This is a genomic window from Sphingobacterium sp. UBA6645 (assembly GCF_002455685.1).
Lineage (GTDB): Bacteria > Bacteroidota > Bacteroidia > Sphingobacteriales > Sphingobacteriaceae > Sphingobacterium > Sphingobacterium hotanense.
Genome location: NZ_DKLH01000045.1, coordinates 292,574 through 307,751 on the forward strand (window position 1 = coordinate 292,574; position 15,178 = coordinate 307,751).

The 15,178-nt window shown below is 42.1% G+C and carries 13 protein-coding genes; 9 read left to right on the forward strand and 4 right to left on the reverse strand.

The genetic code is table 11. The features are described from left to right. Positions 1–23 precede the first annotated feature (23 nt). Both groL and B2400_RS08585 read left to right on the forward strand, forming a co-directional pair. Positions 24–1,661, forward strand: a complete 1,638-nt coding sequence (groL, locus tag B2400_RS08580) for a chaperonin GroEL (RefSeq protein ID WP_149524615.1) — start codon at positions 24–26, stop codon at positions 1,659–1,661. 147 nt (positions 1,662–1,808) lie between these two features. Beyond that, complete coding sequence (locus tag B2400_RS08585) at positions 1,809–2,609, forward strand: zinc-dependent peptidase (RefSeq protein WP_293932633.1); 801 nt, start codon at positions 1,809–1,811, stop codon at positions 2,607–2,609. Positions 2,610–2,611: 2 nt separating this feature from the next. Here the strand turns inward: B2400_RS08585 and B2400_RS08590 are convergent, their stop codons facing one another. After that, the gene (locus tag B2400_RS08590) at positions 2,612–3,118 is read right to left on the reverse strand and encodes a hypothetical protein (protein ID WP_149524617.1); all 507 of its coding nucleotides are present in this window, start codon (positions 3,116–3,118) and stop codon (positions 2,612–2,614) included. 279 nt (positions 3,119–3,397) lie between these two features. On the opposite strand from B2400_RS08590, the gene B2400_RS08595 reads away from it, so the two are divergent. Then, positions 3,398–4,381 (forward strand): aldo/keto reductase, encoded by a 984-nt coding sequence (locus tag B2400_RS08595; RefSeq protein WP_293932636.1) that lies wholly within the window; start codon positions 3,398–3,400, stop codon positions 4,379–4,381. A 39-nt stretch (positions 4,382–4,420) separates the two neighbouring features. On the opposite strand, the gene B2400_RS08600 is transcribed toward B2400_RS08595, so the two are convergent. Then, a complete protein-coding gene (locus B2400_RS08600) occupies positions 4,421–4,801 on the reverse strand; it encodes a nuclear transport factor 2 family protein (protein ID WP_293932638.1) in 381 nt (126 codons plus the stop codon). 389 nt (positions 4,802–5,190) lie between these two features. Between B2400_RS08600 and B2400_RS08605 the strand changes: the two genes are divergently transcribed. Then, positions 5,191–7,497, forward strand: coding sequence for a hypothetical protein (locus tag B2400_RS08605; protein WP_293932639.1), 2,307 nt, complete (start codon positions 5,191–5,193; stop codon positions 7,495–7,497). A gap of 25 nt (positions 7,498–7,522) precedes the next feature. On the opposite strand, the gene B2400_RS08610 is transcribed toward B2400_RS08605, so the two are convergent. Next, positions 7,523–7,882, reverse strand: coding sequence for an RNA polymerase sigma factor (locus B2400_RS08610; protein WP_293932641.1), 360 nt, complete (start codon positions 7,880–7,882; stop codon positions 7,523–7,525). Between the two features lie 389 nt (positions 7,883–8,271). On the opposite strand from B2400_RS08610, the gene B2400_RS08615 reads away from it, so the two are divergent. Continuing rightward, entirely contained in the window at positions 8,272–8,784 is a 513-nt protein-coding gene (locus B2400_RS08615; protein ID WP_293932643.1) for a hypothetical protein, read from the forward strand. A 389-nt stretch (positions 8,785–9,173) separates the two neighbouring features. Beyond that, positions 9,174–10,199 (forward strand): LacI family DNA-binding transcriptional regulator, encoded by a 1,026-nt coding sequence (locus B2400_RS08620; protein ID WP_293932645.1) that lies wholly within the window; start codon positions 9,174–9,176, stop codon positions 10,197–10,199. On the opposite strand, the gene B2400_RS08625 is transcribed toward B2400_RS08620, so the two are convergent. After that, a complete protein-coding gene (locus tag B2400_RS08625; protein ID WP_293932647.1) occupies positions 10,189–11,757 on the reverse strand; it encodes an MFS transporter in 1,569 nt (522 codons plus the stop codon). The genes B2400_RS08620 and B2400_RS08625 overlap by 11 nt on opposite strands. A gap of 348 nt (positions 11,758–12,105) precedes the next feature. Between B2400_RS08625 and kduI the strand changes: the two genes are divergently transcribed. The 3 genes from kduI to B2400_RS08640 are packed head-to-tail and all read left to right on the forward strand — an operon-like array spanning position 12,106 to position 14,848. After that, entirely contained in the window at positions 12,106–12,951 is an 846-nt protein-coding gene (gene kduI / locus B2400_RS08630) for a 5-dehydro-4-deoxy-D-glucuronate isomerase (RefSeq protein ID WP_293932649.1), read from the forward strand. 1 nt (position 12,952) lies between these two features. Continuing rightward, a complete protein-coding gene (locus tag B2400_RS08635) occupies positions 12,953–14,071 on the forward strand; it encodes a DUF4861 family protein (protein ID WP_293932651.1) in 1,119 nt (372 codons plus the stop codon). 6 nt (positions 14,072–14,077) lie between these two features. Beyond that, positions 14,078–14,848, forward strand: coding sequence for an SDR family oxidoreductase (locus B2400_RS08640; RefSeq protein ID WP_293932653.1), 771 nt, complete (start codon positions 14,078–14,080; stop codon positions 14,846–14,848). The last annotated feature ends 330 nt before the right edge of the window (positions 14,849–15,178 follow it).

The following is a 15,178-nucleotide window of genomic DNA, read 5'->3' on the forward strand; positions in this document are numbered from 1 at the left end:
ATTCGACTACAATTTTCATAACAATGGCAAAACAAGTAAAATATAACGTTGAAGCGCGCGACGCATTAAAAAAAGGTGTTGATACTTTAGCGAACGCTGTAAAAGTAACATTAGGACCTAAGGGTCGTAACGTAATTATCGAAAAGAAGTTTGGATCACCAGCGATCACTAAAGATGGTGTTTCTGTTGCTAAAGAAATCGAATTGAAAGATGCTTTAGAGAACATGGGTGCTCAAATGGTGAAGGAAGTTGCATCTAAAACTGCTGATCAAGCAGGTGACGGTACAACTACTGCAACAGTATTAGCACAAGCTATCGTTGCTCCAGGTATCAAATCGGTTGCTGCAGGTGCAAACCCAATGGATTTGAAACGCGGTATTGACAAAGCTGTCGCTGCAGTTGTAAATAACTTGAAAGCACAATCTCAAGTAGTGGGAGCTGACAATAACAAAATCAAACAAGTTGCTTCTATCTCTGCAAACAATGACGAGATCATCGGTTCATTAATTGCTGAAGCAATGGAAAAAGTAGGAAACGATGGTGTTATCACCGTTGAAGAAGCAAAAGGTACTGAAACAGAAGTAAAAACTGTGGAAGGTATGCAGTTCGATCGTGGATACTTATCTCCATATTTCGTGACGAACTCAGATAAAATGGAAGCTGAATTAGAAAGCCCTTACATTTTAATCTACGACAAGAAGATCAGCAACATGAAAGAATTGTTGCCGATTTTGGAAAAACAAGTACAAACAGGCAAGCCATTATTGATTATTGCTGAAGACTTAGATGGCGAAGCATTGGCTACATTAGTTGTGAACAAAATCCGTGGATCGCTGAAAGTAGCTGCGGTAAAAGCTCCTGGATTCGGTGACCGTCGTAAAGCTATGCTAGAAGATATCGCTATCTTAACTGGTGGTACAGTGATCTCTGAAGAAAGAGGTTATAAATTAGAAAACGCTGAGTTATCATACTTAGGACAAGCTGAGAAAGTAGTTATCGACAAAGATAACACAACTATTATCAATGGTTCTGGTGTGGCTGATGATATCAAAGCACGCGTTGCACAAATCCGTTCTCAAATTGAGACTACGACTTCTGACTACGATCGTGAGAAATTACAAGAGCGTTTAGCTAAGTTGTCAGGTGGTGTTGCGGTATTATACGTTGGAGCAACTACTGAGGTTGAAATGAAAGAGAAGAAAGACCGTGTTGATGATGCTTTACATGCTACTCGTGCTGCGGTAGAAGAAGGTATTGTTGCAGGTGGTGGTGTTGCTTTCATCCGTGCTACTGAAGCATTGAGTGACCTTAAAGGAGACAATGAAGACGAGCAAATCGGTATTGACATTATCAAACGCGCTATCGAAGAGCCATTACGTCAAATCTGTGCTAACGCAGGTATCGAAGGTGCTGTAATCGTTCAAAAAGTAAAAGAAGGATCGGCAGACTTTGGTTACAATGCACGCACTGACAAATACGAAAACTTAATCGCTGCGGGTGTTATTGACCCAACTAAAGTATCTCGTGTAGCCTTAGAAAATGCAGCTTCTGTAGCGTCGATGTTATTGACAACAGAATGTGTATTGGCAGACGAGCCTGAAGAAAACGTTGCTGGTGCTGGTGCACCTCCAATGGGTGGCGGTATGGGCGGCATGATGTAAGCCCAACAATATCCTATAGAAAATAGCTGTCTCAAAAGGACAGCTATTTTTTTTCCTAATGTCTTAATTTGCAACTGCTTTTAGGCCTCTCTTTTGCTTAGGAAATGCTAAAGAATCCACTTATTTTAGATTATCACAATCAACAGCATGGAATACTCACCAATCTTAGTCACCGTACTCATCTTCGTCTTCGGACTTATCCTTGTATATTTCGTATGGAGCAATGTCAGCAACAAAAAAGTTGTTAATGCCGTCATTCCGACGCATGATACGATCTTGAAGGTGTTGACCGAGGATGTGAAGTTCTTTACGAAGCTAAATCAGGAGCAACAGAACACTTTCGTTAGTAGGGTGGAGTATTTCCTTCAAACGACTAAGATAAGCCCTGAAAAGGGCGCTAAAATCACGGATGAGCATCGTGTATTGGTTGCTGCAAGTGCCACCATACCCTTATTTCACTTCAATTCCTGGTCGTACGAGAATCTGGATGAAGTGTTGATTTATCCCGAAGTTTTCAATGAGAAATACAATACGTTAGACGATGAGCGCAATATACTCGGCATGGTCGGGGATGGCGCGATGCATCGCAAGATGATTCTTTCGCTTCCTGCATTGTTGGCGGGGTTCCAGCAGAATTCCAATAATAACACTGCGATCCATGAGTTTGTGCACCTAATTGATAAGGCAGACGGTGAGGTGGATGGTGTACCGGAATACCTCATTCCTAAGGAATTGATTAATCCCTGGTTGAGGGAGATGCACGAAACCATATCACTTATACGTAGAGACAAATCAGATATTCGCGATTATGCGGCAACGAATCAAGCGGAGTTTCTTGCGGTGGTTTCCGAGTACTTCTTCCAGAAACCAACGCAATTAGAAGAAGACCATCCCGAGCTGTATGGTCTTCTTGATGAAATATACAATGATAAGAAAGAACTAAAGTAGGTTTAAATCTCTTGCTGTATTTCTGTTTTCAAGTTGCCCTGAAATTGGTTGTCGACAAGCAAAATAGCGACCGGGCGAACGCTAAAACTCTGTTTTTCACCTAGAACTTCCTTGTAAGTAACAGCAATTTCTTCACCCTGTTTTTCGACCGCTATACTATCGATGGTCGGTGTCAGGTCGGAAGTCGCTGAGATAATAGCGATGACATATTGTTTATCGAAATCAATGGGCGTTGGCTGGCCATCCTTTCCCATGGTTGCTGCGGGCGAGAACAGTTCGTCGAAAGCCGCTTGGGTTTCAATCTTATGAATACCGTTTCGATCTTCCCCTATCGTATTTTTCACAAAATAATTTTGCGCTAAGACATACGGAATAGCATTATTTGCCGGAGTCTGTAGCTGCTCTGTTTCAGTGCTATCAGCATTCATTGTTTGATGTTCTTTCGGCTGATTATTGCAGGATGCCAATATAAGAAGCGCGGCAGGTATCGTTTTCGAAATTACTCTCATGATAAATATTCCTTTCGTAAATTCTATGTAAATATAAGATTTCCAATTTACTTAGCGTTCTCGGAATTCCCAAAGCAATGCTAGCTCGGATATTGTTTTCCTAGTTATTATTGAATAAATTTGTTAAGCAGTTCGGGTAATCAGCTTGTTTTAATGTAGTTAGGTGAAACAAAATCGGTCGAATAAAAGTTCTTATTGCAGGCGATACTCAACCTTGCGCTCGATGAGCATAAGACAATTCATTCATCAACGTTAAATTAAGATAAAAGCGAATAACTTATGGAATACAGAAAATTAGGCAATAGTGAATTAAGTGTGTCTGCGATCACCTTTGGTGCGTGGGCTGCAGGCGGCTGGATGTGGGGTTCAACCGACAGAAATGATGCAATCCAGGCCATTCGAGCATCCTACGACCTGGGCGTAACTTCTATTGATACCGCACCAATCTATGGACAAGGCACTTCCGAAGAGATTGTCGGCGAAGCGATAAGAGGTCTGCCGCGCGATAAGGTTCAGCTACTAACCAAATTTGGGATGCGCTGGGACTCAGACCAAGGCGAGTTCGCCTTCCACAGTAAAAACAATGATGGTGAAGCAATCGAGATCTATAAATATGCCGGCAAAGACTCGGTAATCTACGAATGCGAACAAAGTTTGAAACGACTGGGGACAGACTATATCGATTTGTATCAGATTCATTGGCCCGATGTCACGACGCCCATCGACGAAACCTTTGAAGCGGTATCGCGATTGGTAGAGCAGGGCAAGGTACGCTATGTTGGCGTATGCAACTACAACGCAGCCCAGATGGCAGAAGCAGAGCGCACCATTCCTCTCGTGTCCAACCAAATCCCTTTCAGCATGGTAAACCGAGCTGTGGAGGATGAAACGGTTCCTTATTGTATTCAGCACGGAAAATCGGTGTTGGCATACAGTCCTTTGGAGCGCGGGTTGTTAACTGGCAAGATCCATGCTGGCTATATCTTCCAAGAAGGCGACCACCGTGCTAATCTTCCTCATTTCCAACCTGACTTTATCGAGAAGGCGAACATCCTTTTAGAGCGAATCAAGCCCCTTGCCGATGATAAAAAGGTGAGCCTGAGTAAGCTAGTTTTACGCTGGACCATCGAACGGGCGGGCATTACAGTGGCTCTGGCGGGTGCTAGAAATGCCGACCAGGCGATACAAAATGCCAAGTCTATCGAACTGAAATTATCTGCCGATGAGCTGGAGTTTGTGAGTGCTGTAGTCGATGCTTTTTAAACCCCTGAAATAATAATGCAGAAGCAATAAGGATGGACATTAACTGATATCCAGTAGTTTTTGAATCTTGTTGTCTTCAGTGAAAGTAAAGATTGACTTGCCTTTCAAGTTAATCTTATCACCCTTTTTTACGCTGCCCGGGAAGTCCATCGCCAGGGTAGCTTCATATTCAATTTCAATTTCGGAGTAGTCGCTGAGATGTTGAATCGAAGTGATGGTCTGCTTTCGATCAGAAAAATATTCCATTGCCATTTCCGCCTGTTCGCGGAACGCATCCTTTCCTTTCAGGGTGTCTGTGGTTACATTATTCTGTATATTCTCAAATTGAATATCATCAGCAAAGTCTGCCAACATCCGAGGGATGTCAAAACTGTTATACGCAGCGATGTAATTACGGATTACTTCTTCTCGTTTGTTCATCTTGGCTTCCTATTCTTTTAATTTTTTTGAAATCGAATCTTTCTATAAAGATAGGATTACCCGATAAAGATCTGCCATATCAATACAGATTTTAATCTTTGCTAGAAGTTAAAGACGTTTTGCTTGAGGCATTCAAATTGGCGAATCGGGAGACAGGTGTCGGAGGAGAGGAGGGTTTCATTTAGAAAACAATAACGACTATTAGGAAACGGTGTCGCGGAATCGAACTACCTTTTAAAAGTTTTCTCCCTGATTTCTAAATATCCCCGAAAAGGGCGATGGGGGGTTGGAATTAGATTTTGTAATTTGCTACTCTAAAAGTAGCGGTCGACATTTTTTTTGTAGGCTCGGTATACGAATTTTATAGATATAGCGTACTCTTTATGAATATGAATTACGAAGAACTTGAACAGTTATTTTATGCCAATGAGATTGAAGCATGTATCGCAGAGGGTGAGAAGGCGCTCGTGTCGTCACCGAACGATCTGGATGTTTTATTTCTAATGGCTGTTGCTCATCATGATCTGGCCTATCGTGAAGGCCACGAGGAAGCATATGCGTCCATACAGCAGTACGTTATACCCTATTTACGAAGAATTTTAGCATTAGACCCTTCAAATAATAAAGCGCTATATAATATATTGAACTATTCTTTGGGGAATGAGTATGTCCTTTGGCAGATTGCACGTCCGCAGAAGCACATTACAGAAGAGAATAAGGATGAGTTTATTGCTTATGCGCAAGCGCTGATAGCACAGCCCGAGTCAGCACCCTATGGTTTTGATTTTTTGGTCAAGATTTACGAATCGCTGGGCGAAACGGAGCATCTTTTGGCGACTATCGAGCGAGGGATTGCTTTTTTTAGGGAAGCCTTTGCGGATAACCGAGACTTGATGGATAGGAATATTTCCTACTTCTGGTTAAAGAAAATCTATGTACTGGATTTTTCAAAGATTGCGACCGGCGGAGAAATTGTTAATATGATTGCCGATCAAATCGAACACTATGTGAGCAATAATAACCAGAGTTATTTGGATTTGGCAGAGATCGCTTATGAAAATCAAGCAGTGGACCTATCCTTGAAAATTATGATGAAATTGATCGAGGGCGACAATTCTGATCATACGACGCAAGAAGGTTTGGTTAAATGGTATCATCGATTTGAGGGATTGATCAATCAGTCGTACAGCAATCCTGATGTTTATTATTATCAGATGATAATCGAACGAAACTATGCAGAAAAGATCGGTAAGGAAGAGGACTTCTATTTTCGCCATGCCGACGCCTTGATGCAGAGCAACCCAAATGAATATGCGAGTTTTCACTTTGCAGGAACTTATTTATACGAACACGGCGATTATTTAGAAGCGATAAAACTACTAGATAAAGCCTGCACGCTACACCTCAATGTGCTCAGTTGGCGTCGGCAGGTGGAATCCAAGTTTTTGGCGCATCAACTGATCAGTTCTTCCGTCCCCACCTTTACGGATAAACCAAGAGATCTTTATAATGCCGGTGTAGATATCGCAAATTTCATATCGGGACTCCATGTGGACGAAGAGACGAGGATGGAGTTTCGAAAGATAGAGTTAGCGATCTATAAACAGGCCTACGACGCTTTCCATAGGTACTTTGATGATTGGGAGTTTGAGAGTGACACGTTAGGCGACCGCCATAATATGGCGATGAACTGCAATAACTATGCGATTGTCTTGGCGGCATTTAAACGTTATGCCGATGCGGCAGAGATTGCTCAAGAGGGCTTGCTGTATTCGGAATTTGCAGAATTGCACAATACTTTAGTAGATTCTTTAATAAAAGGGGAGGACTATGAGGGTGCCAACGTGGCAATTCATAACTTTTTCAGCGTTTATAACGAGGATATGGTGTATTATTACAACTATATCCAGCATCGCGCATCGCAGATTGTCGTGCATGACAAGTTAGGCCTTTCGGAAGATATTAAGGCAGAAGCCGAGGAACTGCTTTTTGAAATCTATGGGCATTACAACGAGAATCCTGATATCTCAGACTATGATTTTCGGGATTTTGAATATGCGAAAAATCTCGTTGAAGGCGTTTTATTTACTTACTTCGCGGATGAACCTAATGAGGTACGGCGGGCGTACTATGCCGAACTGGCAAGTCGTTTCCCCGACGAAGCAAATCCGCAATATCATTTGATGCAGATCAACAACGAGGCGGAAAATTATGCAGATGTTAATAAAGCGGCACGCTTATACATGGAAAATAAGCGTTCGTTCCTGCTGAACGACTTTGATAAGGCCAAGACGATTTATATGATCGTAAAGAGCCATTTTCAATTGGCTCAATATCGCGAAGGGGCGGCGATGTTTGAGGACTATAACCAGTTTGTAGGGCAAACATTGGAAGCTTCGGAATATTCGCTTTGGTTGAGCTATGGTATTCAGTTGCATGATAAGTTGAACAACAAAGCTTTGGTTACGCAATATACAGATCAGTTTCAGGCAATATACGATCAGGAAGGATGGGGCTATGATGATCTGTCGGAGGATGTATATTTGGCAAAGGCCCATACGCTATATCAATCAGGTGATCTGAAAGATGCCCATAGAACATTGAACTATGTTCTTTCCTTCGATAATCCCTCGGCTCTCGCCACAGAATATAAAAACAGTTGGAAAAAGCCCGGCTTGTTTTCTAAGTTTTTCTAAAACGCGATTTAAAGAAATAAGGAAGCTAGTATAGGCGGTCTTCTAGCGGTACGTCCTCATCTAAGATATCTAGTGAAGATATATCTAATTGTAGGGTTGGCTTCGAATATTTTTTTCTAGAACAAGCGATGATAAGGTATCTACAGGATGAATATAGATAAGCAGGCACTGATATGATTTCTGTCAATCGACTTTTGTTTTTCCAAAGTGAAAGAAAAAGATCGTGTAGGATATCTTCAGCAACTTCTTGATCATTTACCTTAGAAAAGATATGCCGGGTTAGTTCAGTGGCAAATAAATCATAAAATATCGAAAATGCACGCTCATTACCATGGCTGATAGCTTCCAACAATTGGTTATAGGAATGAGAATCTTCGTTTGACATTTTTGCTAAAATGGTAAAATTAGGAAATAAAAAATCATAAATTAATCTGAAATATTATTTTATGCCAATGTGATTATGGTTAAATCGGTTAATTAGATAAAGTTTTCGTAAAAAAACAACCGCACAGAGGGTTTCGTTATATCTGAAAGAATATCAAATTAATTAATCGCTCAAATTAAGGAAATGTCGATAGATGAAGAAAATTGAAGTAACTTAAACATTTTGGAGCTCTAGGTCTCCCTTATAAACACAAGCACCCTATAACCATTTTTTAGTTTTCTGACTGAAAAAAAAATTAGAAAAAACTTCTTTGGCTAGAAAGTTGTGACTATCTAAACAAACCGAAATCTAACGGTTTATAAAATTACTTATTGTAATTAATCTATACCATGAAACATCAAATGAAATTAAGGCCCTTGCTTTTACTATCGCTGCTGTTTTTGGCGTGTTCTTCGCCGACGAAAGAGCAGATTTTCCAACGTACCGCATTGAATGCTAATTTGGTTTCTACAGCTTATCGACCCATATATTTCACTGAAATCTTAGAACTAAAGTCAAAAAATAACCTGCCGTCTACCGCGAAGGAATACATTAATTCCAGAACAATTGCCCCGCTGCATGAGGCTATTGAAAAGGCTAAAGAGCTTAAACAGACCAAAGATGCCCAAGAATTGATTAGCGCTTCATTGGATTATATGGTATCCGGGAAACGCCTTTTTGAAAAGGATTATCTACGTATAGCAGAAATGATCGACTCGGGGAAGTCTTCTGAGGAGGTGAAGATCGCAGTTGATCAACTGTTTACAACGACCGAGACTGAAATGCTAAACAAACAAAACAGAATGGTTTCTGTAGCTACAGTTTTCGCTAAGGAACATCGTATTAATTACGTCGTTCGGTAAAGACTCAGCAGGCACTTCGCTAATCCTAGCAAATACAAGAGCCTTTATTAGTTATCCCCTGAATTAGCGGAATCTTGTTACTGTTGGCTCAAGTTTAGTACGTGTCGTGAACTTAATAAACCACACCAGGTCGCCTTTAAATGTTGTAGGTCTGAATCTCTATCGGGGTAAACATGAAGTGGACCCTATATTGATCCACACTTACCTTATTCATTGAGCATATTCTTATGAGGCTTGCATAGGAGAAGCAGGCGAAAAGTCACCCATTGCCGTTATAGAAATATATTTACTATTTTAGTCAAAGGAGAGCAGCTAAAAAAACTAGTACTTTTATTCATGCACTGGTTGTTTCAGCAGGCCTAAATTGATTTAAAAGGAAGTAAGCGACGATGAGTAATATCACCTTGAAGGAATTGGCAAAAAAGTTGGGGATTTCGATATCTACGGTATCGAAAGCCTTGAACGATAGTTTTGAAATTAGTGATGAAACGAAGCAACGCGTTCGTGATATGGCTGATGAATATGACTATCGACCAAATATCCTGGCGAAAAGCCTAAAAACGGGGCGCAGCAATACTATCGCGGTTATTATTCCATATCTAGCAAATCCATTTCAGTCGCAGATTCTTGAGGGCGCTCAGCAGGCGGCCTATGAGCGTAATTACAAGCTGGTTTTTATGCAAAGTAGGGAGAATGCCGACTTGGAGCGCGACTCGTTGCGCACCTTACATCAACAGAATATCGATGGCGTGATCATAACGCCTTCCGCAAACAGCGATCTGAAATACCTCAAGCAGTTTCATCAAAATTGTCCTCTAGTTTTGGTCGACCGTATTGATTTTGAACTGGATACATTCAAGATTGGCGTTAATAATGAAAAAGGCGCTTTCGACGCTACGCAGCATCTTATCGATATGGGAAGAAAGGATATTGTGGTGCTTTGTGGGATGAATATTGGCGTGAGTCAGAAGCGAATTGCTGGATATAAGAAGGCTTTGTTGGCTAATTACATACCCGAAAAGGTAGAAAACATTATTCAAGTGGATTACGGTCAATCCCGAGAGGATTTGATAAAAAACCTGACCAATATCCTAGCAACGAAACTCAAAGAACATAAGGTGCCTATCGGTCTTTTGGGTACAACGGATACGCTTACCGTCAGTGCCCTTGGTATTCTTTCAAAGTTAGGTGTTTCCGTCCCGGAGCAGGTTGCGGTTATTGGATTTGCAAATACGGAAGTTGCGGAGTCGCTCAATCCTTCTTTGTCGACGATTATTCAGCCGGCATTTGATATCGGCTATAAGGGAGTGGAGAAGTTAATAGAATTAGTCGAGTCGAAAAACCGCTCACAGGTTGATTTCGACACGACCATATTGGATACCACGATTATACCCCGTCGCTCTTCTACAGCTTAACAGGTTTCATTCTAGGTACTAATATTTTCATAATACACCAAGCGATCAAGTACGCGACAGCACAAAAGGTAAAGATGATCATATAACCTTCATCAATCCCGTTTACTACCGTCTGGCCTTGTGCAGCCAACTGCTTTAAGAATTCTTCAATATTTGCGACACCCTGTTGCTCAAAGAAAGCTTTCTTACTCTCCACATTGGCCAGTTCCGGGAATCGAGTTACTAGGTTTTCACCATTCACTTGGCTCCAGTTGGTTTCGGCATGGTCAAACAGCTTTCCAGAATAAATATTGATGAAAAATGATCCCAAACCACCTGCTAATCCACCAATTCCGGTAACCGTTGCAATGGCTTTCTTAGGGAACATATCGCCGACTGTCGAGAAGATATTTGCCGACCAAGATTGGTGAGCTGCTGCTCCAACTCCGATTAATAAAACCGGAATCCAGAAAGATATATGACCATAGGGCTGTGCAAGCAATACCACTAATGGGAAGAACGCAAAGATCAACATAGCGCGCATACGTCCGGCGTATGCATTCATCCCTTTATTGATAAAATAAGAAGGTAGCCAACCACCTATAATGGACAGCATTGTGATGCTATACAATACAAAAAGGGCTAACTGACCATTCAAATCGGACGATTTGATGCCATAAACCGAGCTTAGGTAGGCAGGCATCCAGAACAAGTAGAACCACCATACGCCGTCGGTCATAAACTTACCAATTGCGAATGCCCAGGTTTGTTTATGTTTCAAACAGTTCATGATTGTTACTTTACCGGTCGGAACAGCATCCACATTCGTTGTTTGCTGCGCTTCCAAAATATCGTCCTGCTGTATATAATTTAATTCTGCTTCGTTTACTTTAGGGTGTACCTCGGGCTTATCGTACATGTAGATCCAAAAGCCCATCCATACGAATCCAAGCGCACCGATAATAATAAAAGACATTTCCCAACCATACCATTTTGCGATAACCGGGATAGAAAGAGGGGCAGCGAGAGCACCGATAGTCGAACCAGCATTGAATATACTTGTTGCTAATGCTCTGTCTTTTTTCGGGAAATATTCTGCTGTTGTTTTGATCGCGGCAGGGAAGTTTCCAGCCTCACCGATGGCTAATACAAATCGGGCGAAGATAAAAAGTACAACAGACACATTGACCACGCGAGCAACATCATGCACATTGGCAATGGCCTCTTTTGCGCCCTCAAACCCAACGAACCACTCGCCGGCAAGGATGCCTGACGTAGCAATTCCACAGTAGGCATGAAGAATCGCACCAACTGACCAGACGCCTATAGCCCATAAGAAGCCTTTCTTGGTGTCCATCCAATCGACAAAACGACCAGCAAAGAGCATCCCCACAGCATAAAATATGGAGAATAGGGCGGTAATTAGTCCGTAGTCATTATTTGTCCAATGAAATTCTGGCGAGATAAAGTCTTTCCATGTAAGCGATAATACTTGTCTGTCCAGGTAATTGATCGTTGTGGCGAAAAATAGCAACGCACAAATGGTCCACCTATATTTTCCTGCTTTCTGTTCGTTCATTAGTTTATGATCTTGGTTAAGTGCTTTAGGCAAAACTGAGCAGGAACCGTTTGATTGTTAGGTTTTGGGTTGTGCTGTCAGACTGACCTACTGGTATAGCGTTTATAATATTCCCAATTTTATTAAATATCTCTGGTATTTGAAAACTTTAGTTACGCTATCGTTTTCGGAGATTAATACGAGCCGTCGCTACGGCCGCTAAGTAGTCACCTGGAAGCCTGAGAAGTGGGGGTAGGAATCGATACTGCATTTCGGGAAATCCTAAGCCTAGTCGAAATCGATTTCGCAGATAAAAGGGCTTATCGCTAATTGTTAGTCCTATATTAATCAAATAAAACAAACTATGTTATGGAAACTACCTTTGAAAGCAGGTATGCTATTGGACCAAATGAAACCAAAACTTTAGACACGAAAGGACTGCGTGAGAACTTTTTAATCGACAGGTTATTTTGGAACGATCGCATTCACTTTGTTTACACACATTTTGACCGTTACATGGCTGGGGGTGCAATGCCGGTCGATCAGAAGTTAAAGCTAGAAACGATAGAACCTCTTTTAAAAGAGGAGTTCTTCTTGAGCCGTCGCGAATTAGGAATCATCAATGTTGGTGGAGCAGGCACAGTAGAGGTGGACGGCGAACAGATTGACTTAGGAACCAAGGAGGCTTTGTATATAGGCAAGGGTGTGAAGGATGTTTACTTCAGCAGTAACAGTGCGTCAGAGCCTGCAAAGTTCTATCTGAGTTCTACGCCAGCACATCATAGCTATCCGACGAGGAAAGTGACAAAGGAACAGGCGAATAAGATTGAACTGGGTTCGTTGGAGACTTCCAATCACCGCGTGATCAATCAAATGCTATTGCATACAGTCATCGAGACTTGCCAACTGCAAATGGGGATGACTGAATTGAAGCCGGGTTCCGTGTGGAACACGATGCCTGCGCATACTCACGACAGAAGAATGGAAGTTTACTTCTATTTTGATCTTCCGGAAGGCCAGTCAGTTTCGCACTTTATGGGGCCGGTTGACGAAACTCGCCATATCTGGATGCAGAATGAGCAAGCGGTCATTTCTCCACCATGGTCTATCCACTCGGGTGCAGGCACTAGTAATTATACTTTTATTTGGGGGATGGCCGGAGAGAATATGGATTATGATGATATGGACAAGAGTTCGATAACAGAACTGAGATAATATGAAAAAAATACTCTTGCTATGCTTGTTGAGCGCAGGGGCTGTTTACAACAGCTATGCCCAGCAGCAAATCCTCGTGTCGAACCCAACGAATCTGATCCGGCAGGAATTGATATCAATCCCTTACGCGAAGTTTCAGCAACATTTTAATTTGGATACCCTTTTTACGGTGAAGGATGCAAGTGGCAATACATTGCCTCACCAAATAGAGAGATTAGGTGGCCAAACGCCGGTGAATGTATTGGTTCAGGTTGCTGTAGCGCCGAAAGAACGCGTCACATTGACGGTAGCTGAAGGTACGCCGACCGCTTTTGTACCGAACACCTATGCGCGTTATGTTCCTGAGCGGTTTGACGATTTTGCATGGGAGAATGATGTGGTCGCTTTCCGAATGTATGGCAAGGCATTAGAGGGACGTAAAGATGACGCGCAGGGTATGGATTATTGGGCAAAGCGCACCGATCAGCTGATAATCAATAAGTGGTATAAAACTGATGACTACCATAAGGACCACGGCGAAGGAATGGACTACTATTCGGTAGGACATACGCTAGGGGCTGGGGATGTCGCTTTATACTTCAACGATGAGGTGAAATATACCAAGCATTACCGTCGGTATCAGGTATTAGACAATGGACCGCTGCGTACGACCTTTCGTTTAGAGTTTGATCCTGAAGAGGTCGAAGGGCAACAGATTAGCCTAAGCAAAACCATCAGTTTGGATGCGGGTAGTCATTTCAACAAGATTGCCTTGCATTTCAATAATTCCTCTAATAAAGCGACTCCAATTGCGATCGGAATAGTTAAGAGAAAGGAAGAGAATCCTTTGTTAACAGTGGGGAAAGGCAATAATTCTTTAGCTTATTGGGAGCCTGAAATTAATGCAAGCGGGCGTACCGGTGTTGCGGTTATTGTGCCTAATCAAAAGGTAAGATACAATAATAATCGTCCGGAGCAAGCTTTGCTGATCAGTTCGGCGAAAAGCGGGAATGACTTTGTCTACTACAATGGAGCTGCATGGGATCGTGCGGGGAAAATAACCAATGCAGAGGCTTGGAATAAAGCGGTTGAGGAGTATAAGAATAAATTGAAGAAACCTTTGAAGGTAGTTTTAAAATAAGAAATAATGAGTGTTTTGAATACGTTTGATTTAAAGGATAAAGTAGCTATTGTTACGGGTTGTAAACGTGGTATTGGAAAGGCTATGGCCGAGGGTTTAGCGGAAGCAGGAGCGGATATCATTGGTGTTTCGGCATCGTTGGAATTGGAAGGTTCGGCAGTGCAAAAGTCTATCGAGGGTTTGGGAAGAAAGTTCTACGCCTATCAATGTGATTTTGCGAACAGAGAGTCGCTTTATGCATTCATCAAGCAGGTTAAACAAGATCATCCAACCATTGATATCTTATTCAACAACGCTGGAAATATCCTGCGTAAGCCTGCGGCTGAACATCCGGATGAGTATTGGGATGAAATCATTGAAATCAACCAGAATGCGCAGTTTATCCTGACTCGTGAAATTGGTAAGGATATGGTTGCTCGAGGCTCCGGGAAGATTGTGTTCACGGCTTCTTTGCTTTCTTTCCAAGGCGGGATCAATGTACCTGGTTATGCAGCATCGAAAGGAGCAATTGCTTCACTTACGAAGGCATTTGCCAACGAATGGGCTAGCAAGGGCGTAAATGTCAATGCAATTGCCCCAGGATACATTGCGACCGATAATACGGAAGCTTTGCGCAATGATGCTAATCGTTCGGCATCGATTTTAGATCGTATTCCTGCAGGTCGCTGGGGAGAGGCAGAGGATTTTAAAGGTCCGGCGGTATTCCTTGCTTCTAAAGCAGCAGACTATGTTCACGGTACTATTTTAACTGTTGATGGCGGTTGGATGGGTAGATAATACCCGTGCTAAAAATATACAACCAAGAAGCTTCAGGTCATATCATCAACCTGAAGCTTCCTTAACACCTTCTCGCGAGAGAACATGATTATTCCTATCGCCTGTATTATTCTAGGAAGGGATAAAATCGATGCTCAATAGATTACTCCATATGGTTATCAATTGGCTTCAACCTTTATAAACTTTTGACGTACATTGGTACAGTCGATCTCCACACTAACCATAGGGAGACTTAAGTAAAAAATAGACGTATTGGATTTTAGAATTCAGGGTTCCGCAGGTCACCGTGTGCTTTGTTGGTCGTGTCATTCTGGTTCCATACTATAATAA

Excerpts from the sequence above, each read along its gene's own strand:
- B2400_RS08620 (WP_293932645.1), top strand. The coding sequence starts at position 9,174 with ATGAGTAATATCACCTTGAAGGAATTGGCAAAAAAGTTGGGGATTTCG.
- B2400_RS08605 (WP_293932639.1), top strand. The coding sequence starts at position 5,191 with ATGAATTACGAAGAACTTGAACAGTTATTTTATGCCAATGAGATTGAA.
- B2400_RS08600 (WP_293932638.1), bottom strand. The coding sequence starts at position 4,801 with ATGAACAAACGAGAAGAAGTAATCCGTAATTACATCGCTGCGTATAAC.
- B2400_RS08585 (WP_293932633.1), top strand. The coding sequence starts at position 1,809 with ATGGAATACTCACCAATCTTAGTCACCGTACTCATCTTCGTCTTCGGA.
- B2400_RS08615 (WP_293932643.1), top strand. The coding sequence starts at position 8,272 with ATGAAACATCAAATGAAATTAAGGCCCTTGCTTTTACTATCGCTGCTG.
- B2400_RS08590 (WP_149524617.1), bottom strand. The coding sequence starts at position 3,118 with ATGAGAGTAATTTCGAAAACGATACCTGCCGCGCTTCTTATATTGGCA.
- B2400_RS08610 (WP_293932641.1), bottom strand. The coding sequence starts at position 7,882 with ATGTCAAACGAAGATTCTCATTCCTATAACCAATTGTTGGAAGCTATC.
- B2400_RS08640 (WP_293932653.1), top strand. The coding sequence starts at position 14,078 with ATGAGTGTTTTGAATACGTTTGATTTAAAGGATAAAGTAGCTATTGTT.
- B2400_RS08595 (WP_293932636.1), top strand. The coding sequence starts at position 3,398 with ATGGAATACAGAAAATTAGGCAATAGTGAATTAAGTGTGTCTGCGATC.
- B2400_RS08635 (WP_293932651.1), top strand. The coding sequence starts at position 12,953 with ATGAAAAAAATACTCTTGCTATGCTTGTTGAGCGCAGGGGCTGTTTAC.
- B2400_RS08625 (WP_293932647.1), bottom strand. The coding sequence starts at position 11,757 with ATGAACGAACAGAAAGCAGGAAAATATAGGTGGACCATTTGTGCGTTG.
- kduI (WP_293932649.1), top strand. The coding sequence starts at position 12,106 with ATGGAAACTACCTTTGAAAGCAGGTATGCTATTGGACCAAATGAAACC.
- groL (WP_149524615.1), top strand. The coding sequence starts at position 24 with ATGGCAAAACAAGTAAAATATAACGTTGAAGCGCGCGACGCATTAAAA.